The following is a 24,177-nucleotide window of genomic DNA, read 5'->3' on the forward strand; positions in this document are numbered from 1 at the left end:
GATGAAAACTGGCAATACAACTATTGCCAGTTTAATAATTTAATTTTTGTTTAATATAATAAACTACGCTTGCTTTAATTAAAATGGTGCAACGGTATCTTTAGGACCATTTGGCAAACTCCAACGTTGGCGAGCGGTTACGCTTTCCAAAGCAACATCTTTAATGGTGTCACTGCTACTATTTCCGTAACTGCTAGTACTACCTCGTGGTATTTGCATACGATCTCCGTATAGCCACACAACTAAATTACTACGTTGTCCACTTGTAATTGGGTGTGTTGCGTGTGGCACATTACCTCTATGGATGATGGCTTTTCCTGGCTCAAAAATAGCTTGAACCGTATTTCCTGAAGCTTTATAATAAAAATCGACTTCAGATCCTGTAAACTTTTCATCCGGTAAGTTAATGTTGATATTCAAGGTAGCCGCAGAAGCATCGGTATGCGCATGTAAATCTTTGTCTTTATCTGGATTATATTGTATTGAAAATCCAAAAGTTTGATTGTCGTAACCGTAAGTCCCCAATAATAATCGAGAAATCGGGCGCATATAACGGTCCATTATATCATTATAAAATGCCTGAAAGCTTGGTGTTGCTAAATATCCTTCAGATCTAGGATCTAACATCATTCCGTAACGGTTTAATTGAATACCGTAAGGCGCACGTTTAGGAATTTCTGACTTTACTACGTCTTCTAAATACTGACGAAAATCCGCTAAACGCTCTAAATCAAAAAACTGTGTTTCATAAACGCCTGGAATTATTTCTTTCCATAAATCGGCAACAGCAGATTCTTTTTCTGGATTTTCCCAAGCTTCCTTAATTGCTTTACGTAAACGTGGGTCTAGCAAAGTTTCGTCAGGAACTAGTAAATCGTCTTTGTTTTCAATTTCCCATTCTGCCCAAGCAGCTTCTAACAATTTACGGTTTTCATTCCAAAATTGAGCAACTGATGGATCGCGTCTTAAGGATAATTCTCTTGATGGTACTTCTAAAGCACGAGCTTCTGCAAGTGCATTTGTATGTTCTATTGTTTTCATAATTATATGTTTTAAATATAGCTACTGCTATTGTATTTTTTATCTATAACAAAATTACGCACAAAGAGCTGTTCAGCTTTGGTAGTAAAAATGGAGGTTTTAGTAAAAAACAAGGTTTTGCTATGTTTTAAATGAAAAATGCCTCTAAAAAGAGGCATTTAACACTATTAATCAACCATAAGGATACATTGCAAATCCCTATTGTTTTTAGTTCTCAACTACTATTTTACCAATAGCTTTTCCGCTTTGTAAATGTGCGTAAGCATCACCAACTTCTTCTAACGAGAACTTGTTTTCATCTACTATTGGCGTTAAATGTCCTTCATTAGAAATTTCAGCTAAACGCTCTAAAATATTTCCGTGTGCATCTCTTTTAAAATTGTGCAACATTGGTATTAGCATAAATACCACGTGTAATGATGCTCCTTTAAAATGCAACGGAGTTAAGTCTAACTCACACAACGACACCGTAGTAGAAATATGTCCGTTTAAGGCAACAGCTTCAATAGAATTGGTAAGGTTTGCACCACCAACCGTATCAAAAACCACATCAAAACCACCATTGGTATATTTTGCAGTATAATCGGCTACTTTTTCAGTTTTAAAATCGATAAAAGTTGCTCCAAATTTTTCAACAATAGCTTTTTGATTATCACCAGTACCAGTAGCAAAAACTTCTGCTCCAAAATACTTTGCCAACTGCACCGCTAAATGACCAACACCACCGGAACCACCGTGTACCAATACTTTCTGACCTTCTTTTACGCCTGCTCTTGTTAAACCTTCGTAAGCTGTAATAGCTACTAATGGTAAAGCTGCAGTTTCGCGCATTGTTAAGCCTTTTGGTTTGTGCGCTACAAGGTTGCTATCCGCTACAATATATTCCGTTAAGGTTCCTGGTAAATCGGCTAATCCGCCAGCGCAACCGTATACTTCATCGCCTACTTTAAAACCTTCTACGCCATCGCCAACCGATTCTATAGTTCCTGAGAAATCCATACCTAATAAGGCTGGTGTAGCTGGTGATAATGGTAAATCGGTTCCCATATTCTTAATCATAGTGTCAATTGTATTTACACTAGATGCCGCTATTTTTACCAATACGTGATTTGCCTTTACTGTTGGTTTTGCTATTTCTGATACTTCGAAATTTCCGTTTTCTCCGTAGTTGTTTATAAGCATTGCTTTCATATCTAATCTTCTTTTTTATTTAATTATAATTCTTGTTTTATTAATTTACTTCTTGAATATCCATTACCATTTGTTCCCAATTCTTTTGGTTGTTATGGTCAAACTGAGCGCCATTTTCATCGGCGTAGGTGAATCTTTTTATGGCTGGTGTTCTACTTGTAGCCTGAAACAATTGGTAGGCTTCTTCTTTTAAAGCCTCTTTAATTGGTAAGTCTATAGACGCATATACCGCACGTTTGCTAGCTGCAATAGAATCTGCTGGAAATTTGGAGATACGCTCTGCCAAAGCATCTACATAAGGTCCTATTTCGTCTGCGTCTAAAGCTTTGTTAATAGTTCCAAATTTTTCAGCTTCGTCTGCATCCCAATCTCTTGCTCCTAAAATAATTTCCAATGCTTTTCCTAATCCTGTTTGTCTTGCCATACGTGAAGCGCCGCCACCACAAGGTAAAATGCCCATACCTACTTCCATTTGCATGAATTTGGCTTTACCTCTAGCCGCAAAACGCATATCTAGTGCCAATGCCATTTCGTGACCGCCACCACGCGCAAAACCTTCAATTTTGGCGATAGTTGCTTGTGGTACGTTGCTTAATCTTTCTAATACAGCTTGTAAGTCCAATAACTGGACTTCGTTTCTTGGTACAGCCTCGATAGACATATCTTTTAATAAGTTGGTATCATAATGACATACCCAATAATCTGGATTTGAAGATTCAAAAACAACTACTTTCACGCTTCTATCGCACTCTAATCGTAAACAAAGACTGCTTAAATCTGCAAGCATTTCTTGTCCTTGTACGTTTACTGGTCCAAAGTTAATATCTACGGTTAAAATTCCTCCGTTTTGCTTTGCTGTAAATGTTTGAAAATTCTTGTAGTCCATGGTATCTTATTTTAAGTTGTTAGTATGTGTATTAATTACACTGCAAATTTAAAATAGGAACCAAGCTTTATTTTGGTAGAAAACAAAGTGGTATTAGTAAAAAAAGAGGTTTTAGTAAAAAATTAGGCTAAATTGGCTCTAAAAGCACTTAAACTGGTGCCTTTATAGCTTTGAAACGTTTTGTTTAAATGACTAGAATCTGTAAAACCGAGTTCTGCTGCGATTTCGGAATATTGCAAATCGGTATATTTTAGTCTGGTTTCTACCAATTTTAATTTGTAGTTGATGATGTACTTTTTTAAAGACACATCGGTATGCTTTTTAAAATATTCACTGATGTAATTATCTGCCATATGAAATTCTTCTGCTAAACTTTTAGTCGATAACAAATCTGAATTATAGATATTAGAATGAATGTAATTTATAATTCGCTGAATTTTAGACGATTTCACTTCTTTTACAGAATCGGAAGTATTTATGAATTGAATATTTCGAGCAATAAGATGTAAAATAACTGATAATGAATTTTGAATGATGAAGATATCAAAGGATTGTTTATTTAGATATTCAGTTGCTACCATGTTTACTAAAGCGACTAAATGCAAACGATCTGCTTCGGTTTCAAACTGCATTTCACGAAGTTCATGACTTTCACTATTTAAGATTTCTTCAATTTTACGAAACCAATCGTTAACAGGTAATGTTTCATTTTGCGAAGCTGTATTTCTAAAAAAACTCTTTAGAAACTTAATGGCTACCGTAGAAGTTTCTGTTTCTGGATTTAGGATATAAATATCATCTGGAATAAACACAAAAATGCTATTGGCTGTATAATTTACTGTTTTACCATTAATTTTTATGGTTCCTGAACCTTCTTCGAAATAGACGATTTCAAAAAAACGAATGGTTGTGTACTGGCAAAACTCAAAAAATGTTTGGTTTTTATATTGCGCAATCACAATGTTTTCAATAATCGTTCTAGCCATCTTTTTTTTTATAAAGTTACAAAATATATAAAATAGAAAAAGCCACAAAACTGTGACTTTTTCCTGCTATTAATCAATAATTAGGGATTCAACTATTAATCAAATTATTTTGAAGTCACTTTGTAGTTTCCGTTACTTCTAATATAAATAACCGTTTCTTTTTCTGCTGAAATGAATGACGTTCCATTTTCCTCAGCACCAAAATAAGATGGTGCATTTAATTCCTTTTTATCTTCTTTTTTAGAAAACTGATGTGAAATTCCTCCAGAAATAACTACAGCTCTAAAATTAGGACTTAAGTTTTTGATTTTTCCTTTAAAACCAGCTGGTAATTTAATTAACGATGCACGTAATTGATTCTTTTCGTGACTTCCCCATAAAAAAGCGGTTTGTACATTACTTTTTGAAGCTATCCATTGGATGTCGTTAGCATTTAACCAAACCAAATTTGTTTTGTCAACATTTACAGGTCTTTCACCATTATCAAAGGCTTCTGATGTTGGTTTTACCAAATACGGACCTTCTTGAATGTCTAAAAACGCCATATTTTCGTTATCATCTGCAGCAGTAATATGTGCTTCTCCTGCTGGTTGTTGCCAATAGGAACCTGCTGGTAACCATTGTTTCTCGGCATTTTCATCGTCATTATGCAATAAGCCTTTAATGACTACACCACGATATGTAATGTTGTGAATGTGTGGTGGTGATGAAAATCCTTTTTTGAATTTTACTAAAAATCCTGCTGGTTCGTTTTTGGTTCGGTCTCCCCAAAGTTTTCCTGCTGCTGGACTTTTATCACCTCGTAACGGATTTAACCAACCCCATTCTACGTTGTCTGCGGTTACTACTTCATTTACAGACTTAATATCGTCTGTTGTTGGTGTTTGTGCGTTTGCAAAACTACCAGCAACTATTGCTATTGCGATTAGGATATATTTTTTCATGTCTATATATTTAAAAATAATCGTATTTATATTAAAGTGAATATTTCACTTTCTGGTAACCTAGATTTTGGTGTTTTTTCAGTTGAATTGAAATCTGACTCAGCATGATATCCTAATGACACAGCGACTAAAGATGTGTATCCTTTTTCTCTTAATCCGAATTCTTCATCTAAAGCTTTTACATCAATACCTTCCATTGGTGTTGCATCAATTCCTAAAGTTGCAACTCCTAATAAAAAGCTACCAATGTTAAGATATACTTGCTTTTCCATCCAATGTTGTTGGTCTTTTAAATCGTATTTATGAATACCTGCAAAAGCTTTTACAGCACCTAAGAATCCGTTTTTTATATCTTCATTTGGGAATCTTCCGTCTTTATCTTCGGTATCTGCAATATGTTGGTAATATGCATCATCCGCATCTGTTTTTACACAGAATAAAACTACAGCTGAAGCATTAGTTACTTTAGGTTCGTTAAAACTGAAAAAACCTTGTGTTCCTTTTGCAATGCGTGCTTTACCTTCGGTAGTTTCTGCAACAATAAAGTGCCAAGGTTGTAGGTTTACGCTAGAAGGACTCATTCTTAATAAGTTTTTGATTTCAGCCATATCTGTTTCAGATATTTTTTTGGTTGCATCGTATTCCTTAGTTGTGTATCTCCAGTTTAAAATTTCTTTTAAATTCATTTGTATGTTTTTTTTTGAGTTGATTTTACTATAAAAAGTATAGTGCAAAAGTAACTGTAGTATGTATTACTAACAATAACGGTCAAAAATGATAGTATAATTTATTACTGTTTAAAATGATGTAAACACAACAATATCAACACATTTAGGAAAATGTTAAATTTACTATAAAAAGTATAGTTGTATAAAATAGTATAGTGTTTTATATTTGCTAAAGATTAAATACTAAAAGAATCGTTATGTATACGTTTAAGGGAAAAGAATATCCATGCTGCGCAAGTTTAACCATGGGAATTATTGGTGGAAAATGGAAAACGGTAATTATGTTTCATTTAATTAACAAAACGCTTAGATACAACGAGTTAAGAAAAGAAATGCCCACGGTTACAGAACGCACACTAAGTTTACAATTAAAAACCTTAGAAGAAGATGGTATTGTAAAAAGAAAGGTTTACACCTCTAAACCGCCTTTAAAAGTTGAATATTCATTAACCGACTTTGGTAAAACGTTAATTCCTGTTGTGCAATCTATTGCTGATTGGGGAGTTTTTGCTGTTTCTGATAAAAATAAAAATTTTTAATTCATTTTTTTAGACTCTCTAATTAATGCTCTTGCTAATACTGTAGTGGCATCAATAATTAAACTATCTTCAATTTTATCGTATTGAATGGCTAACGGAATTTCGGTACAACCTAAAATTACTGCTTGTGCTCCTTTTCTAGACAAATAGGTTGCTGCCATGCTCAGGTTTTCTTTAGCTTTTTCGTTTACAGGATTAGAAAATGCTTTGATACCGTAAGATGTATCGTAAATTGAAGGATGCACAAAAAGGTCTTGGATATCCTCTGAAGGTTGAATGACTTCAATATTATATTTAGATAATACTTCAGGATACACTTTTGCTAAAATGGTTCCTGTAGTCCCTAAAACTCCGACTTTGGTAATTTCTGGATGCTTTGTAGAAATATGAAGCCCAACTTCCTCTATTAAATTCACTAAAACGCAAGATTCTGGAATACTTTTTTCAATTAAACTTAAAATAGGTTTGGCGTGAGCTGTATTACAAGGAATACCAATAATGGTAGAGCCACTTGCTATTAAAGAGGCTATAATTTCGGCAATTGCAATACCAGGATTGGTTTGCGTTTCGCCTAAAAGATATTTAGTTCTATCTATAATTTTATGAGGAACAGATAGCATAGACACAGGTAAATGCTCTTGATCTGAAGTTGCTTCGGTTAAATCGTACACTTTTTTTATTAAGTCGATTCCTGCGTAACTACCTACACCACCAACTATACCAATCATTTTATTTGTCATAATACGCTCTTTAGTTATTGAAAAAAATAAGAGATCAAATTAATGATGTTTAATTGAAAATGCTTCTTAATGTTATTATAAATTTTTAAAAATTTGAAACTAATTAATCTTTATTAAGCAATAGTTTTTTTATTTCTAAAACCTCATTTTCAATAGCTTGCTGTTTTTGTTTTAAAGCTTTGTTTTCAGCTTTTAACAATTCAATTTCATTATTTTGCTGCTGTATAGCTTTAACCATAGGCGCTATTAAATCGTTATACCTAACACTTAACATGCCTTCGCTATCTTTGGTGATTATTCCATTAGATTTAGAACTGTTATTTTTTAAAGCTTCTTCTAATTCTTGAGCAATAAAACCATATTCTAATTTATTACTATCGCTATTATTTCTGAAATAAGATACAGGTCTTAAGGTATTAATAAAGTTTAAACCCAAGTCTGAATCTTCAATTGTGTTTTTCCAACGTTCATCTGATGTTATAGTCCAAGCTACTTGAACTCCTGCGTAGGTTACTGTAGTGTTTCCTATTCTAACTTGATTGCTTGCATCTATATCTGGAACAACCGCATTATAACCAATAGCTATATTGTTGTTTCCTGAACCAACTGCTGTTGGGTTTGAAGAGTTGTTGGAATTGAATCCTATTCCAATATTATAATAACCTGTAGTATTATCGGTAAGAGAATTGTATCCTAATGCAACATTCCTTGTTCCTGTTGTATTAGAAGGAAATGCATTATATCCTACAGCTGTATTATACAATCCTGATGTGTTAGAATTTGAAGAAGAACTACCCAATGAAGTATTATAATTACCTGTTGTATTAGAATTTAAAGTGTTTGTACCTATGGCTACATTATAACCACCTTCGGTATTAGACTGCATAGCTCCAAAACCTAATGCAGCATTATAATTACCTGTAGTGTTTTTATGCAATGCATTTACACCACTAGCTATATTACCATTACCTGAAGTATTATAATACATTGAATTTACACCACTAGTAGTATTATGTAAACCAGTTGTGTTACTATAAAGTGCATTAGCACCTATACTTGTATTACTACTTCCTGTATTATTAAATAAAGAATTACTACCAACCGCTGTATTGTTACCTCCTGAAACATTTTCGTATAAAGAACTTGATCCTATAGCTGTATTTCCTGCTCCTGTTTCGTTTTTAAATAACGAATTTGAACCTGTTCCTGTATTTCTATTTCCTGTGGTATTAACGTTTAACGAATTATAACCATTTGCTGTATTAAAACTAGCAGTTGTATTTCCAGCAAGTGCGTTTACTCCTGTTGCTGTATTATAATGCCCGTTATTTCCTGATAACGCCAACACTCCAACCGCAACATTACTACTACCCGTAGTATTAGTATTTAAAGCATCTTTACCAACTGCAGTATTATTACTAGCAGTATTATCTTTAAGCGAATTTGTACCTAAAGCAGTATTATTAAATCCAGTTACATTAGCATATAATGCATTTGCACCAATAGCTGTGTTCTCATTAGCTGTTTTATTAGAATAAAGTGCGTTTGTACCAATAGCGGTATTATAATCTCCACTAGTATTAAAAGTTAAAGATTCTGAGCCATTTGCAGTATTGTGTGTTCCTGTAGTATTATCGAACAATGCAAAATAACCACTTGCAGTATTATTTGTACCTGTTGTATTTTGGGTCATTGACTGCAAACCTATTGTGGTATTATTAGCTCCTGTATTATTTTGATTTAATGACAATGCACCAACAGCTGTATTACCAGAACCAGTAGTAGTATTTACAAGTGAGCTTGAGCCTATAGCTGTATTAGAATTTGCAGTATTACCAATAAGTGTATTGTAACCAACAGCTGTATTACTATTTCCATTTTGATTATCTCTTAAAGCGTTTTGACCAATAGCTGTGTTTTCTCTTCCTGATACATTAGAAGACATTGCATTAACTCCAAAACTAGCATTGTCTGTTCCTGTTGCACTAAGTGGCAAACTATTAACTCCAAAAGAAGCGTTACTTGAACTTAACAAACCTGCTTGAATATTATTACGTTTAAAAACTATATTTTGATTATTTGTTGTACCAATAAAATTTACAGTATCATCTGTAGAATCATTTCCAGAAATATTCCATGCTCCATTTACATTTTTAACTGTTGCTATTTGCGACCATTCTGTACCGCTCCAATAATAATAACCTGGCGTTACATCTGAAACTGTTGCTGTGTTATAAATTAGCAAGCTCACCTTTGGAGATGCTATAGTAGTTACATCTGTCGCAGAAGTTAAGCTAACTCTAGGTATTAAAATTCCTTTTTCTGTACTTGCTACATCTAAAATTGAAGAAGGATCTGGTGTAGTAGTATTTATACCAACTTGTGCAAAACTATTTGCTACTATAAAATATAGTATTAGGGTTAAGTTTTTCATTTAAAAAAAATATATTTTTGGGATGGCAAACTTATATTTTTAAAACAAACCTGACAATAATTGCCTTTGTAAAACTCTTAATTTAACACAAAATTAAGTAATTGAATTCTAGAGGTGTTTATACAGTAAATATTTTTTCACCTCTACAAGTAATTTAAAAAAATTTGATAAACAAGTTTTTTATTATTGCTACAAACCTTAGCTTCTCCAATTTAATGCTAACATACACACCGTATTCAATGTCACGTTTTACAACGTTATATTTTGCATTTTATCTAATTAGAATGCATTTAAACCGATAAAATTAACACTTGTTCGATAAAAAAATTTAAAAACAGGATAGTTTTGTGTAATATTTTACATAGTTTTGTCATAATTATATGTTAAAATGGACATTACAATGAAAACAAGAAACATCCTTTTTACCGCTATTTTTTTTATGATATTAAGTATCGGTTATGCACAAAAAGAAAAAGCAAAAATTAAACTTATTACTGGTAAAGTTAGTATTAGTAAATATCATTCTCTTGAAGAGCTTAAAAAAATTCCTAAAGGAGACTTACTTACTTTGTATACAGAACGCATTGAAGTTATTGTAAATATTTTACCAAATATTGCCTTTGCTACCAAACCAAATGTTACAATGTCAAGCTTAGGAATTCCTGAAACTAAGGAAAATAAAAAAGCATTAGAAGCTAATGAAAAAGCTTCAGTTGAATATTTTGATAGTACAATTCAGTTTCAAAAATCAATTTTACCATATTCAGATTCTAAAGACTTAATAGCAGCAATTTTATTTTATGAAGAAACTTTAAAATCGCTACATACTTATAATGATTTTAAAGTCGATTAATAGCCAAAACATTTTTCATCTTAATACTTATACAAAATATGAAAAACATATAATTCTGTAAGAAAATACATAAATATTTTTAAATTTCATGCATTTTATCGATATTATTTGTGTTTCATACTTATTTTAATTAAAATTGAACTATATATTATCCCCAATAATCTATAATAAAAAATTTAACCGTGATGAAAAAAAACTACTTACTCATCTTACTTTTGTTTACAACATTAGGCACTCTTTTTGCTCAACAAGAAAAAGGAATAACTGGTTATGAAAATTGGTTAAAATCTTGGACCGAGTTTAAACCAAATAAAGTTGTTTACAATAAAGCAACTAAAATACTTACTGGAAATATAGCCAATGACACAAAATTATATAAGAGTGATACTTACCTTTTAGTTGGAGATGTTTTTGTTACAGATAGCACGACATTAACAATTGAACCTGGCACAGTAATTTTAGGAGATTTTAAAACAAAAGGATCTTTAACTATTACTAATGGTTCTAAAATAATTGCAGACGGAAAAAGCACAGATCCTATTGTGTTTACATCTAATAGAAGCGTTAAAAAACCTGGAGATTGGGGAGGATTAATAATTCTTGGAGATGCACAAACCAATATAATAGATAATAATGCAAAAATAGCATATGGCTTAGAAACATTAGACGCTAAACACATTAGTTATGGAGGAGACAACCTTGATAGTGATTCTGGAATTTTAAATTTTGTTAGAATTGAATATGCAGGTAAAAGAACAAAAGAGTATGGTTATTTAAGTGCACTTACTTTAGCAGGTGTTGGTAGAAAAACTAAGCTAAATAATGTAATGGTAAGTTATTGTCAAGGTAGCTCGTTTAAAATTTTAGGCGGCTCGTTAACATTAAATCAATTTGTATCATATAAATCTAATTATAATGATTATGAAATAAATTATGGATCGCAATGCAATCTTACAAACTCTTTAGCTGTAAAATCTCCATATGTTTCAGGACCTGAAACCTCTAGAGCACTGTATGTATTAAATCATGATGAAGTACCAAATACAGACTTCTCTAAATGCCAAACGGTAGTAGATGCTAAAAATTTAACTCTATACAATATAAGTAACGACTTAGAATACGATATAAAAGTTGGTTTGGTAAACGAAGCCATTTTTATAGGAGAAACAGCAACTTTCAAAATTGATAAAAGTGTAATATCCGGATTTAATCCTGCTGTAATACTAGATAACAAAATAAATATTAACAGTGATAATTTAGATAAAATCGTATTCTCAAGAACGTATTTTAACAACTGTAATGGAAATATATTTATTAAAAACAAAAGCAACAACGAAGATTTAGAAAATTGGTACGGAAGCAGAGCGTTTAATAATGTATACTCTAAAGGGCCAGATTCTGAAACTTTTATAGATTCAAACAATGCAAAAAATCCAGATTACAGATTAAGAATAAATCAAATTGTAGCTTCTAGAGACGATTAAAACACCATAAAATCCTAAACTAAAATTTCGCTAAAAAACAACATAATTGCCTATAGGATAGAAAGCTACAAAAATGTATACCAACAAAACAAAACAACAACTGTATTTATTACTATGTTTTTTTATTCTTACTTCCCAAGAAAAAATAAACTCACAAATAGTAATAGGAACTCCTAATTTAGGTTTCACTCAAGCATGCGCAAATACAGAATTTAATAATTTCTCTACTACATTTGTTTTTTCTCCTGAAAGCGGTTTAAATGCTTCCAATCAATTTTTAATAGAATTATCTAACGAAAATGGTGATTTTTCTAATGCAACAACAATATACACCTCTACTGCTGGAAGTGTAACTACATCTCCAGCAACATTAAATTTTTCAATACCAACCACAACAGCTGGCGAAAATTATAGAATTAGAATAAAAAGTACTGCACCAGTAGCTACAAGTTCTGGATCTGCTTCTTTTGCTGCTTACTATAAAATTCAAGATGCTCCATTTACTATTAATAATTTAGTATCAACTGGTGCTTATTGTGCTGGCGGTAGTTATTTATTATCTATAGATAATCCAGGAACAGGAAATAATAATTCACCATTAAACTATCCTTCATTAACATATAGTTGGTATAAAGAAACTAGCCCAACCACATCTGTATTTGTATCTAATGGAGCAACACTTTCTGTTAACCAAGAAGGCACATATTTTGTAGAAACAGATTATGGCTCATGTACCTCTAATTCATTTTCAAACAGAGTAACTATAACCGAAGTAACTTCTGGAGAAACAACTGCAGGAATTTCATCTAGCTTAGGTAATCCATTTTGTCCAGATCAAGGTCCTACTGTTTTAAGTGCTATAAATGGAAATAGTTACCAATGGTTTAAAGATGGAGTTAGTATTCCAGAAGCAACAAACCAAATGTATGAAACTACAGAATCTGGTATCTATGCCGTACAAGTAGATTTAGGCGATTGCTCGGTTTCGGGAGTTATAGATTTAATAAGCGAACTTTTTGAAGCCTCTATTAATGTAGAAGAAACCAATACAATTGAAGAAGGCGAAACACTAAACATTACAGTTACTTCTACAGCAACGAGTCCAGCATTCGAATGGTTTTTAGACAACACATTAATTCCAGAAGCGACAGGAAATAGTTTTAATGCATCAAATTTTGGAAACTACACAGTAATTATCACAGAAACTTCAGGTTGCGAAGGCTCTAGAACATTTACATTTACAATTAATGAAGCTTTTGATCCATTTCCAGATGTAGAAAAAATTCCTAACCTTATTAGTCCTAATGGAGATACAATAAACGACACCTGGACCTTACCTACAAAATATGTAACAGGTACAAATACCGAAGTTTTAATAATGGACAATCGTGGTAAAATAGTATTACAAACAAAAGACTATTTAAACAATTGGCCAGAAAACGATTTAGAACTTACAAACGTAAATAAAGTGTTTTATTACATAATAACAACACAAGATAATGAGGTTAAAAAAGGCTCAATAACAATCATCAAATAATATGAAAACACTATTTCTCGTTTTAGTATTATGTATCTGTTCTATACAGCTATTAATTTCTCAAGAAGAAGTAGTAGATGATGGTGTTGTTGCACTTAATATTCCTATAAGAAACTCATTAACATTTAATAGATTTACAATAAATCCAACATTTAGTTTTGTTAGAGAACAAAATAAATATATAAGCATATCTAACAAAAGAGAATGGACACAATTTGAAAACGCACCACTAACCTATTTAGCTAGTTACTCTGGTAGATTTGGAGAAAACATAGGTGCTGGTTTAGGTGTTTTTCAACAAAATTATGGAGTACTTACTACCTTTGGAGGTATTTTAAATTTTGCATACAATGCTAGATTACAAAGAGATAGCAACCTTACATTTGGTTTAAACATAGGTGCATATAAAAGTGGTTTAAACGATGGTGAAGTTGTAACCAATTTTATTGATCCTTCATTAGAAAACATTCCAGAAAACTTTATACTTACCGTAAATCCAGCAATTAATTACGGAACTGGATTTTTCGATTTTGGAGTTTCATTAAAAAATATAGTATCATATAACTTTAACTCATCTGCTCTTATAGAAGATAATCCAGAGCAAGCCATTCAAGGTCATATTATGTATACTGGTTATTTATCTTCACGTGGTTTTTTTGACGAAAGTAAATTTTCTGGCTTAGTAAAATCAGAATTTAGAAAAGACGAAACTATTATTTCAGGTATCGCAATGCTTACGGTTCCAAAAGGTATTTGGGCACAAATTGGTTACAATACTGTTTATGGAGCTTCTGGCGGACTTGGTTTAAATATTTCTCCACAAATTGCTATCGAGTATAATTTTGAAAAACCATTTGGTGACTTAACAGATTTTGGTTCATCTCATGAAATATCTATAGCTTATAGATTTAAAAACACCGAAAGATATGAATATAGCAGTGGCGACGAAGTAAGCAGTTTAATTTCAGAAAACAATAATAAACGTAGAAGAATTGCTGCTAGAAAAAGAAAAGCTAATAATGCAAAAGTTGTTGCAGAACAACAAGCAAAAGCTGAAACTGAAGCGCAAGCTAAACTATTAGCAGAACAACAAGCTAAAGCCGAAGCCGATGCTCAAGCTAAACTATTAGCAGAACAACAAGCTAAAGCTGAAGCAGATGCTCAAGCTAAACTATTAGCAGAACAACAAGCTAAAGCCGAAGCCGATGCTCAAGCTAAACAATTAGCAGAACAACAAGCTAAAGCTGAAGCCGATGCACAAGCTAAACTACTAGCAGAGCAGCAAGCAAAAGCCGAAGCCGATGCTCAAGCTAAACTATTAGCAGAACAACAAGCTAAAGCCGAAGCAGATGCTCAAGCTAAACTATTAGCAGAACAACAAGCTAAAGCCGAAGCAGATGCTCAAGCCAAATTATTAGCTGAACAACAAGCTAAAGCCGAAGCAGATGCTCAAGCTAAACTATTAGCTGAACAACAAGCTAAAGCCGAAGCCGATGCTCAAGCTAAATTACTAGCAGAACAACAAACAAAAGCCGAAGCCGATGCTCAAGCTAAACTTTTAGCAGAACAACAAGCTAAACTATTAGCTGAACAGCAAGTAAAAGCTGAAACACAAGCTACAAAAGAAACAGAAGTTTTAGATGATGCTATTTTAAACCCAACAGAGAAGTTAGGAAAAGAAATGCTAGCAATAACACAGCAAGCAGAAGCATCAAAAACCACACAAAATCAATTACTAAAACAGTTTGATGAAATTGTAAAAATTAAAGATCAAGATTTAAAAGATTTAAAAGAAGAAAACGATTTAAGCGAACAAGGTCTTACTGTTAAACCAAAGCCATTTAAAAGTATTACAGAAGAAAACAACAATTTAAATAGAATTAAAGATGCGTTAGAAACTGTAATTAAAAATCGAAATGAAGAAATTAAAAAACTAAAAGATTTATACAATGAAAATCAAGAAGAAAACATTATAACATTAGAAAATGTAAACCTATACTATAAAAAAACTATAGAGAGATTAGAACAAGAACAAAACAAAGCAATACAAGCAAAAAACCAATTAAATACCGAATTAAAAGATATTAATGTATCTACAGAATACGAACGTAGAAGACGAATTAAACGAGCTTCGTTCGATAATGATGATGAGCGCTATGTACAAGATAGAGCTGCATTACAAAACATTAAAAACAATACTGTTTCAAGTCAAGAACAACTTACTCAAGATGATTTCGATTTTGGAACAAAACAAAGTGATAATATCCAAATTCTTAAAAACATAAATAAAGAAGAAAGCGGATATTACCTCGTAATCGCTGTACATAGTGACGTTAGTAAACGTGATGACTTTTTAACTAAAGTAGTACAGTCTGGAGAAAAAAACGTGAATTTTTTCTACGATGTAAATTCTAGTAAATATTACATCTATCATAAAAAATTCGATAATATTCAAGACGCTAATCAATCCTTAAACGCTAAAGGGACTAACTTATATAACCAACAAATGTCAATCGTGAAAATAGAAAACTAATAATAATATTTTGTTTTTAGCAATGCCTAATAGATAAAAATAAAATTGTTCCAAAAACAGAAAAAACATGAAAATCCCTACTTATGTTAAAGCAGTATTTATTGTTTCACTACTTTTCCTTAGCCTCAAATCCTTTGGACAAAATTTTGAACCATTTACACCTAGATTCGATGAAGATTTAAAAGGAGACATTATATTAATAGGTAACAACATTCTTGGCCCAAATAATAATGCCTTTAATAACAATAATGTTTACAATCATAATGTTGATATGAATTATATCGACATTGATAGCGACAACACAACCTTTAGCTCCTCTAGTGCAGATTTAAACATTCCTAATCCAAACTGCTATTTAATTAAATATGCAGGACTTTATTGGGGTGCAGTAAATCCTGGAAACGAGCCTATTACAAATGTAAAATTTAAAGGCCCAAGTGGTGGTTATAATGACATTCAAGGTACTGTTATATTCGATGCTAATGGCAATTCTGTAGATGGAGGAAACAGCTTTTCTTATGCATGTTATGCAGATGTAACAGATATTGTTACCGCTTTTGGTTCTGGTGCCGATTTAGGCACTTACACCGTTGCTAACGTATCTTCTGGCACTGGAGAAACATCAACCTTTAACCCATACAATGGTACTGGTCAATCGGCAGGTTGGTCTCTTTTTGTGGTTTATGAAGATCCTACTTTACCAGGAAAATCAATAACAAGTTTCGATGGTTTTAGTGCCATTAGTGCATCACAAAATCCAACTGCAGATATTTTAATAGATGGATTTAGAACAGTACCAGCTCCTGCTCCAGTAAGAGCTAATTTTGCGTTTGCTACATTAGAAGGAGATAGTCCTATTTTAGGTGATCAAATGCTGCTTAATGGTATAAATTTATCTGCCGCAGATCGTCCTGTTAACAACTTTTTTAATAGTTCAGTTACTCAACTCGATGCGACACCGGTAAACAATAGAGTACCAAATAGTACAAATACTTTAGGTTTCGACACCGGAGTTATGGCTATTCCAAATCCTGGAAATTCTGTTATTGCAAATGATGCTACATCAGCAACAGTTAGACTTGAAACTGCTGGAGATACTTATTTTCAGTATTTTTTCGCCTTTGCTGTAGAAATAATCGAACCAAATATTGTTTTAACAAAAATTGTAGAGGATGATGCTGGTAATAACATTGGCGGACAAATAGTAGATTTAGGAGACTCTTTAAACTATGTTATTGGTTTTCAAAATACAGGAAATGATAATGCTACAAATTTTCAAATTAGAGATGTTCTACCTGTAAATATAATTTTTAATTATCCTACAGATTTAGTACTTCCGCCAGGTGTAACTGTTGCTAGTTACAATCCTACTACAAGAGAAATTGTTTTTAATATTGAAGATTCTTTAGTTGAGGAAAACGATCCTGTTTACGAAATTAGAATTGAAGTTCAAGTGGTTGATAACTGTAATGAGTTAGCAGATGCTTGTTCAAATATTATAAATAATCAAGCATTTGCGAGCTACAATGGTTTTTTTAATCCAACGTTTGAAATTACAGACGACCCAAGTTTAAGTAGCAATACAGGATGCCTACTTACTCCACAAGCAACAAATTTCTTAACCGATTTAGATTGCCAATTTATTCAAGACGAAATTCTTTGTGGTTCTAGTTTAGAAATCACTGCCGCAGATGGTTACGATTCGTACTCATGGTCTACAAGTCCCACAGGATCACCTGTAATTGGTACAAATCAATCTATAACAGTTACAGAAACAGGAACTTATTACGTATATAATACTGCTATTGCGCCATGTCAATCTATAGAGCAACAATTTAATGTTGAGCTTTATGGTGGCGAAATAGATAATCCTGTAATTCCATATGCCGATGAGGTTGTTACTTGCCCTAACGATGGTGAATTATTACCAAATATATTTTTATGTGGTGCAGGAGATTTTAGAGACATACAAACTAATATTGCTGGAGCAACGTCAATAATTTGGGAACAATTAGACGAATCTAGTTGTGCTGCCGTTTCAAATCCAGATTGTGCAAATGAAGATAATGCATGTGTATGGAATCAAGTAGCAACAGGATCAGACTATATAGCTAATACTGCTGGACAATTTAGATTAACAATTAACTATCAAGGTGGTTGCTTTGTGCAATTTCATTTTAATGTTTACCAAAACTTACTTGAACCAACAGTAGTTGCAACAGATATAATTTGTACTACACCAGGAAGTATTACTGTAAACAATGTTCCTTCTGGATATGAGTACAGTTTAGATAACGTTACATTTCAAACTAGTAATATTTTTACTATCAATACAGCAGGATTTTATAATGTTTATATTAGACAAATTGGTGTCGATACAAACCCATGTATTTTTAGTGTGTTAGATGTGCAAATTCGAGATCGAAATTTTACAGTTTCATCAATTGTTACTCAACCTTTATGTCATGGAGAATTAGGCAGCATTTATTTAGCTGCTAACGATGTAGATCCTCAATATTCTTTTGAATTATTTCAAAATGCAACCTCAATAAATAATGTTGGTCCAATAGTAGATAACACGTATTCTTTTGAAAACTTAAATCCTGGCGATTATACAGTTACAGTTGAAACTGAAAATGGTTGTACTTATACTGAAGATATAACAATTACTGAGCCACCACTATTAACAACAACAGCAGCGATTACAAGTCCGCTAACATGTACAGACGGTGAAATAACTGTTTATCCAGAAGGTGGCACACCACCATATTTCTACTTTGTAAATAGTACAACAGATTTTCAAACTGTACCAGAAATAGTAGTTACAACTGCTGGAGTTTACGATATTACTGTTGTAGATTCTAACAACTGTAGTGCTAATACTACAATTTCAATAGATGTTATTCCTGAACCAGATTTTAACGTAATTACCAACGATATTGCCTGTGCAGGATTAGATACAGGAAGCATTGAAGTTAACGTAACAAACGCTAATGGAAACTCTATAGAATATAGTATTGATGGTGGTGTTACATTTTTTAACTCTCCAGTTTTTACTAGTTTAGCTGTAGGAAATTACGATGTCGTTCTATTATATACTGTTGGAACTTCAGTTTGTAATACAGATCCGCAAACAGTTACTATTTCTGAAAGCGACCCAATAAACGTAACAGCGACTTTAACAACAGACTATACTTGTTCTACAAACGGAACAATTAGTGTAACTCAAGTTTCAGGTGGTAACGCTCCTTATCAATATAGTATAGATGGTGTTACGTTTCAAACTGGCAGTGTATTTTCAAATTTAACTGCTGGCACTTATACAATTACTGTGCAAGATGCCAACAATTGTACACAAACAAGTAACGATATTACTATAGAGCCTTTAAATCCTCCAACAGATTTAACTTTTAATGTATCTCCTATAACTTGTCCAACTAACACTGCAGACGTTACTTTAACAGCTACTGGAGGAACTGGTGTTTTAGAATATCAAATTATTGCTCCAACATCTAGTGCAACAGCATACCAAACAGCTACAATATTTTCTGGATTAGCTCCAGATACTTATACTTTTCAAGTTAGAGATGAAAACGATTGTATTTATAGTGAATCTATAACAATAGATCCAATTGTAACACCAACTGTAAATGTGGTATTAACTTCAAATTTAGACTGTACTGCAACACCAGATGCCGAAATTTCTGGAACTATTACTGGTACTGCTCCATATACTTATGCTGTTTCTATAGATGGTGGAACATACACAGATTTAGGTACTACTCCACCAACATTTAATTACGCAACTTCAACACCAGGAACATATCAATTTCAAATAACAGATGCTAATAACTGTATTGCAGAATCTAATGAAATTACTATAACTCCTATTACTCCTCCTGCATTAAGTGCTGTAGTAGAATCACAAAGTGTTATTTGTAATGGAGATGCTAATGCTTCAATTGATATAACTATTGACGATACTGTTGGTACAGCTCCATTTACAATTAACGTTAATAATGACACTACTGGTGTAAACTATGGAACTCAAACATCTGGATTAACTGCCGGAACTTATACAATAACAATTACAGACGCTAATTCTTGTACAGGAACAGAAACCATTACTATTAGTGAACCAGATCCTATTGTAATGACATACGATACTGTAGATATTACGTGTACAAGTACTGGTGTTTCTCAAGGATCGGTAATTGTTACTTCAGTAACCGGTGGAACCGCACCTTATAATTACTTTGTAACAGGAACAAATGGATACTCAAATTCTGAATTAAATAATACAGGTTCTACTTCTGTAAGTTTTGATGTTGTAGACTTTGGCTTATATGAAATTAATATAGTAGATGCTAATGGTTGTTCTATTTTACAGCAAGATGTATTAGTAGCTTCTCCTCCAACAGATTTAGATATAGATATAACTACAACTGTAGATTGTACAACTGGTGGTGAAGCCGAAGTAAGTGTTGGTTCTACTTTAAGTAGTACAGGACCATTTCATTTTAGTATTTACGAAGGCCCAAGTACTGTTTATCCTACGGGAACATGGTTACCAGAAGATAGTCCTGGTAGTCAATCGGCAACATTTACAGGTTTAACCTCTGGAGTAACCTATACATTTATAGTTTATGATGAATCGACAATGTGTAGTTATTATGAGCCTGCAACTACTCCAATACCAACAAACTCAACACTTACAGTTGATGCAGTAAGCGCTAACAATATTACATGTACTGGTAGTGCAGATGGAAATGTTTCTTTTACTGTAAATAGCATTTATAGTGTAGATACTGCAATTTCTTTCGAAATTTTTAATTCATTATCATTACAAACCACAGGTGTTTCAGGTACAGGAACTGTAACTGCAAACGGTTCTTTTACTGAAACAAATTTAGGTCCGTTACCTTTTGGTAACTACTTTGTTTCAATAACAGAAACGTCTGGAACAAACGCTGGTTGTGGCATAGTTACAGTTCCTTTTAATATTACAGAATCTGCATTTTTATTAAGCTTAACCACTTCAGTAGATCAAAATGCAAATTGTAACCCTAATTCTGGAGTTATAAGTGCTGTGGCACAAAACGGAACAGCTCCATATCAATATCAAATAACAACAACTGCTACTGCTCCAACAGCTTCAGATCCTGCTTGGGCAACGGCAAGTACATTTAATCAAGATGCAGGAAACTATTATGTACATGTAATAGATGCTTATGGTTGTATTATTTCAAGTCCAGTGGTGATTTTACCAATGGATGACACTCCTGTTATTTCTGCTACAGTAGACGATTTATGTACTACAGATGAAGGAAATTTTGAAATTGATGTAACACTAGATAATCCTGGTATTGCTCCATATAGTTATAGTTTTAATGGTGGTGCTTTTCAATCTCAAAATGCTCCATTTACAATTTCAAATTTATACTCAGGAACATATACTATAGAAGTTCAAGATGCCAATGGTTGTGGCAATACGGTAACTGTAAACATTCCTGCTCCAATTACAATTACTCCTAATGTAACGGCATTACCAACTTGTAATGATGATGATGGAGAAATTACAATAGATGCTTTAAATGGCTCTGGATCATTTAGTTATAGTATTAGTCCAAATCCATCATCAATAAGTTTAAGTGGAAACATATTTTCTGGAGTACCATCTGGTATTTATGTGGTAACAGTTACAGATAACGTTACATCATGTACAGAAGATGTTACTGTTTCATTAGCTGCTGCTACTGCTCCAACATTTACAACTTCACCAACTTCTGTAACTTGTTTTGGAGACAATTCTGGAACTTTTGATATTAACGTTAGTGGTTACACTGGTGCTTATACCTATAATGTTTTTGATAGTTCTGGAGCATCAGTTACTGGTGTAGTTAATGCTAACACCTCAACAAATCCACTTACTGTTTCAGGTATGCAAGCAGGAACTTTTTCAGTAGAAATTATAGAAACCGAAAATCCATTTTGTTCTGCAACCTCAACAGTTGTTATTAGCTCACCTTCTGAAGCATTAACACTTACTGTTACAGAAACTTCTAATGTTACTTGCGATAATAATATTGGAACAATAACTGCTGTTGCTTCTGGCGGTTGGGGAAATCTAGAATATGAATTAACAGGAGACGCAACCGTTCCATATAGTTCTAATGGAGCTTTCGAAAATTTATCTGCAGGAACATATACTGTTAATGTAAGAGATAATGAAGGTTGTATTGTTTCAGAAAGCATAACATTAAATACACCAAATCCTATAAACGCAACATTTACAGCAAGTGCTAATACTGTTGATTGTTATGGAGATCAAAACGCAAGTATTACAGTTAGCAATGTAACTGGCGGACAAGGTTCTAATTACACATATACTTTAAATACAGATTCACCTACAACGAGTATTTCTGGACCACAAAACAGTAATGTTTTTAATAACTTAGGTGCTGGAACATATTCTATAACCATTACAGATGGTTATAATTGTGAATTAAACTCTCCTACAATTGTTATAAACGAACCAACACCAATTACCGCGAATTTAGTTAACACAAGTACACAAACTTGCCCTATTACTTACGAGCTTACTTTATCGGCAAATGGTGGAACAGGAATTTATACTTATAGTGACACTAGTAATTTTGCTAACATTTTAGGAACATTTACAAGTTCGACAACAATAGCTGTTACTCCTGGAACATACCAATATTATGTAAGAGATGCCAACGGTTGTATTGCTAATGTTTCTAATGAAATTACTATAGATACACTACCAGATTTAGTAATTAACTTACAAAGCGATAATCCTACAATTAATTGTGCTGGTGATAGCAACGGAAGTATTGTAGCAACTGCTCAAGGTGGTTTAGGAAATTACACTTACGAGCTAGAAGATGCTTCTAATAACATTACAACAACAACAGACAGTCCTGCATCTTTTACAGGATTAACCGCAGGAACATATACTGTAAATATTATTAGTGACAACTGTTTAACAACATCTGAAACAGTAACAATAACAGAGCCTACCAACCCATTACAAGTAGATTTTGAAGTAAACGAAATTACTTGTAGCGGAAGCAATGATGGTATTTTAACAATTAACGCTTCCGGTGGAACAGGTATTATTAAATATGCTATTTCTCCACAATTAGATCAATTTTTCGATACTAATGTTTTTGAAAATTTAGCACCAGGAACATATCAATTTATTGCACAAGATATTTTAGGTTGTTTCTATACAGATACATTTACAATTACAGATCCTATTCCTGTAATTCTACAAATTGTACCAGATTCTATGTTTGAAGAAACTTGTGAAGGCGAAGCAAATGGTGCTTTTAGTATAGAAATCTCTGGAGGCAGTTTACCTTATAGCGTGGCTTTAGACGATATTAATGGAACATATACTGTTGGGACAGCTACGCAAACTGTTTTTGATTTTACAAATTTAAACGGAGGTGATCATGTTGTGTATGTTATAGATGATTTAGGTTGTGAATCCGAATGGAATATTACGTTCCCTGAAGCTGTTAAGTTAGATCCAATAATAACTCTTGAATATTTATGTGACAACAACTCACTTACAAATATTGTTACAGTATATGTAGATGAAAGTATTACAGATACAAGCGTATTATCCTATTCTTTAGATGGTATTGGCTCCCAAACAAGTAATGTATTTACCAATGTAGACTATGCGTCTGGAGCAGAACATTATATAGAGGTTACGCATGAAAACGGTTGCATACAATACACCGAATTTTTCACTATTGAAAACTTTCAACCTCTTGCTTTAAATTTAATTGAAGGTGATGCTCCTGGTGAAATTATTGCGCAAACTACCGGTGGTATTGGAACTTACAGCTATACGTTTAATAACCAAAATTACGGTACTACAAACGAATTTACTGTTACACAAGTTGGCACATACACCATTATTGTTACAGACACTTCAGGATGCCAAGCTCAAGCCTCAATAAATATAGATATAATTGGACCTTGTATACCTAATTACTTTTCTCCAAATGGTGATGGTACTGCAGATACTTGGGCTCCAGGTTGTGTAGATGATTTTCCAGATTTAACCTTCGATATTTTCGATCGTTATGGTCGAAAAGTAGCAACCTACCGAGTTGGACATTATTGGGATGGACGCTATAATGGCACAGAATTACCAACAGGTGACTATTGGTATGTAGTAAGACCAAATAGCGAACTCTTAAAGAAAGAATACGTAGGACATTTTACACTATATAGATAAAAG

General features: G+C 32.9%; 14 protein-coding genes. 6 read left to right on the forward strand and 8 right to left on the reverse strand.

Features of this window, described 5'->3' with window-relative positions; translation table 11 throughout:
- Nucleotides 1-78 precede the first annotated feature (78 nt).
- From BWR22_RS12140 to nfsB, 6 genes are all read right to left on the reverse strand, one after another.
- Nucleotides 79-1,041: a 2OG-Fe(II) oxygenase gene (locus BWR22_RS12140; RefSeq protein ID WP_076733930.1), complete on the reverse strand. Its 963-nt coding sequence runs from the start codon at nucleotides 1,039-1,041 to the stop codon at nucleotides 79-81.
- Nucleotides 1,042-1,248: 207 nt separating this feature from the next.
- Entirely contained in the window at nucleotides 1,249-2,232 is a 984-nt protein-coding gene (locus tag BWR22_RS12145) for a zinc-dependent alcohol dehydrogenase family protein (RefSeq protein ID WP_076733931.1), read from the reverse strand.
- A 40-nt stretch (nucleotides 2,233-2,272) separates the two neighbouring features.
- Nucleotides 2,273-3,118, reverse strand: a complete 846-nt coding sequence (locus BWR22_RS12150) for an enoyl-CoA hydratase/isomerase family protein (protein ID WP_076733932.1) — start codon at nucleotides 3,116-3,118, stop codon at nucleotides 2,273-2,275.
- A gap of 122 nt (nucleotides 3,119-3,240) precedes the next feature.
- Nucleotides 3,241-4,104: an AraC family transcriptional regulator gene (locus BWR22_RS12155; RefSeq protein WP_076733933.1), complete on the reverse strand. Its 864-nt coding sequence runs from the start codon at nucleotides 4,102-4,104 to the stop codon at nucleotides 3,241-3,243.
- Nucleotides 4,105-4,208: 104 nt separating this feature from the next.
- Nucleotides 4,209-5,048, reverse strand: a complete 840-nt coding sequence (locus BWR22_RS12160; RefSeq protein WP_076733934.1) for a DUF4437 domain-containing protein — start codon at nucleotides 5,046-5,048, stop codon at nucleotides 4,209-4,211.
- Between the two features lie 26 nt (nucleotides 5,049-5,074).
- A complete protein-coding gene (nfsB, locus tag BWR22_RS12165; protein WP_076733935.1) occupies nucleotides 5,075-5,734 on the reverse strand; it encodes an oxygen-insensitive NAD(P)H nitroreductase in 660 nt (219 codons plus the stop codon).
- A 239-nt stretch (nucleotides 5,735-5,973) separates the two neighbouring features.
- Here nfsB and BWR22_RS12170 point away from each other — a divergent pair, with 239 nt between their 5' ends.
- On the forward strand, nucleotides 5,974-6,315 hold the full coding sequence (locus BWR22_RS12170) for a winged helix-turn-helix transcriptional regulator (RefSeq protein ID WP_076733936.1): 342 nt from the start codon (nucleotides 5,974-5,976) through the stop codon (nucleotides 6,313-6,315).
- Here BWR22_RS12170 and BWR22_RS12175 read toward each other — a convergent pair.
- Together BWR22_RS12175 and BWR22_RS12180 are read right to left on the reverse strand one after the other, a co-directional pair.
- A complete protein-coding gene (locus BWR22_RS12175) occupies nucleotides 6,312-7,055 on the reverse strand; it encodes an aspartate/glutamate racemase family protein (protein ID WP_076733937.1) in 744 nt (247 codons plus the stop codon). The genes BWR22_RS12170 and BWR22_RS12175 overlap by 4 nt on opposite strands.
- 103 nt (nucleotides 7,056-7,158) lie before the next feature.
- Complete coding sequence (locus tag BWR22_RS12180) at nucleotides 7,159-9,489, reverse strand: tail fiber domain-containing protein (protein WP_076733938.1); 2,331 nt, start codon at nucleotides 9,487-9,489, stop codon at nucleotides 7,159-7,161.
- Nucleotides 9,490-9,889: 400 nt separating this feature from the next.
- Between BWR22_RS12180 and BWR22_RS12185 the strand changes: the two genes are divergently transcribed.
- The 5 genes from BWR22_RS12185 (at nucleotide 9,890) to BWR22_RS12205 (ending at nucleotide 24,174) form a co-directional block, all read left to right on the forward strand.
- Complete coding sequence (locus BWR22_RS12185) at nucleotides 9,890-10,342, forward strand: hypothetical protein (protein WP_076734430.1); 453 nt, start codon at nucleotides 9,890-9,892, stop codon at nucleotides 10,340-10,342.
- 185 nt (nucleotides 10,343-10,527) lie between these two features.
- Complete coding sequence (locus BWR22_RS12190; protein ID WP_076733939.1) at nucleotides 10,528-11,826, forward strand: hypothetical protein; 1,299 nt, start codon at nucleotides 10,528-10,530, stop codon at nucleotides 11,824-11,826.
- A 73-nt stretch (nucleotides 11,827-11,899) separates the two neighbouring features.
- Entirely contained in the window at nucleotides 11,900-13,363 is a 1,464-nt protein-coding gene (locus BWR22_RS12195) for a T9SS type B sorting domain-containing protein (protein WP_076733940.1), read from the forward strand.
- 1 nt (nucleotide 13,364) lies between these two features.
- Nucleotides 13,365-15,896: a PorP/SprF family type IX secretion system membrane protein gene (locus tag BWR22_RS12200; RefSeq protein ID WP_076733941.1), complete on the forward strand. Its 2,532-nt coding sequence runs from the start codon at nucleotides 13,365-13,367 to the stop codon at nucleotides 15,894-15,896.
- 67 nt (nucleotides 15,897-15,963) lie between these two features.
- The gene (locus tag BWR22_RS12205) at nucleotides 15,964-24,174 is read left to right on the forward strand and encodes a T9SS type B sorting domain-containing protein (RefSeq protein ID WP_076733942.1); all 8,211 of its coding nucleotides are present in this window, start codon (nucleotides 15,964-15,966) and stop codon (nucleotides 24,172-24,174) included.
- The last annotated feature ends 3 nt before the right edge of the window (nucleotides 24,175-24,177 follow it).

This window comes from Lacinutrix venerupis, from assembly GCF_001971745.1.
Classification (GTDB): domain Bacteria; phylum Bacteroidota; class Bacteroidia; order Flavobacteriales; family Flavobacteriaceae; genus Lacinutrix; species Lacinutrix venerupis.

What these genes read in the sequence shown, in the direction of transcription:
- BWR22_RS12140 (WP_076733930.1), bottom strand. Translation starts at nt 1,041, where the DNA reads ATGAAAACAATAGAACATACAAATGCACTTGCAGAAGCTCGTGCTTTA.
- BWR22_RS12145 (WP_076733931.1), bottom strand. Translation starts at nt 2,232, where the DNA reads ATGAAAGCAATGCTTATAAACAACTACGGAGAAAACGGAAATTTCGAA.
- BWR22_RS12150 (WP_076733932.1), bottom strand. Translation starts at nt 3,118, where the DNA reads ATGGACTACAAGAATTTTCAAACATTTACAGCAAAGCAAAACGGAGGA.
- BWR22_RS12155 (WP_076733933.1), bottom strand. Translation starts at nt 4,104, where the DNA reads ATGGCTAGAACGATTATTGAAAACATTGTGATTGCGCAATATAAAAAC.
- BWR22_RS12160 (WP_076733934.1), bottom strand. Translation starts at nt 5,048, where the DNA reads ATGAAAAAATATATCCTAATCGCAATAGCAATAGTTGCTGGTAGTTTT.
- nfsB (WP_076733935.1), bottom strand. Translation starts at nt 5,734, where the DNA reads ATGAATTTAAAAGAAATTTTAAACTGGAGATACACAACTAAGGAATAC.
- BWR22_RS12170 (WP_076733936.1), top strand. Translation starts at nt 5,974, where the DNA reads ATGTATACGTTTAAGGGAAAAGAATATCCATGCTGCGCAAGTTTAACC.
- BWR22_RS12175 (WP_076733937.1), bottom strand. Translation starts at nt 7,055, where the DNA reads ATGACAAATAAAATGATTGGTATAGTTGGTGGTGTAGGTAGTTACGCA.
- BWR22_RS12180 (WP_076733938.1), bottom strand. Translation starts at nt 9,489, where the DNA reads ATGAAAAACTTAACCCTAATACTATATTTTATAGTAGCAAATAGTTTT.
- BWR22_RS12185 (WP_076734430.1), top strand. Translation starts at nt 9,890, where the DNA reads ATGAAAACAAGAAACATCCTTTTTACCGCTATTTTTTTTATGATATTA.
- BWR22_RS12190 (WP_076733939.1), top strand. Translation starts at nt 10,528, where the DNA reads ATGAAAAAAAACTACTTACTCATCTTACTTTTGTTTACAACATTAGGC.
- BWR22_RS12195 (WP_076733940.1), top strand. Translation starts at nt 11,900, where the DNA reads ATGTATACCAACAAAACAAAACAACAACTGTATTTATTACTATGTTTT.
- BWR22_RS12200 (WP_076733941.1), top strand. Translation starts at nt 13,365, where the DNA reads ATGAAAACACTATTTCTCGTTTTAGTATTATGTATCTGTTCTATACAG.
- BWR22_RS12205 (WP_076733942.1), top strand. Translation starts at nt 15,964, where the DNA reads ATGAAAATCCCTACTTATGTTAAAGCAGTATTTATTGTTTCACTACTT.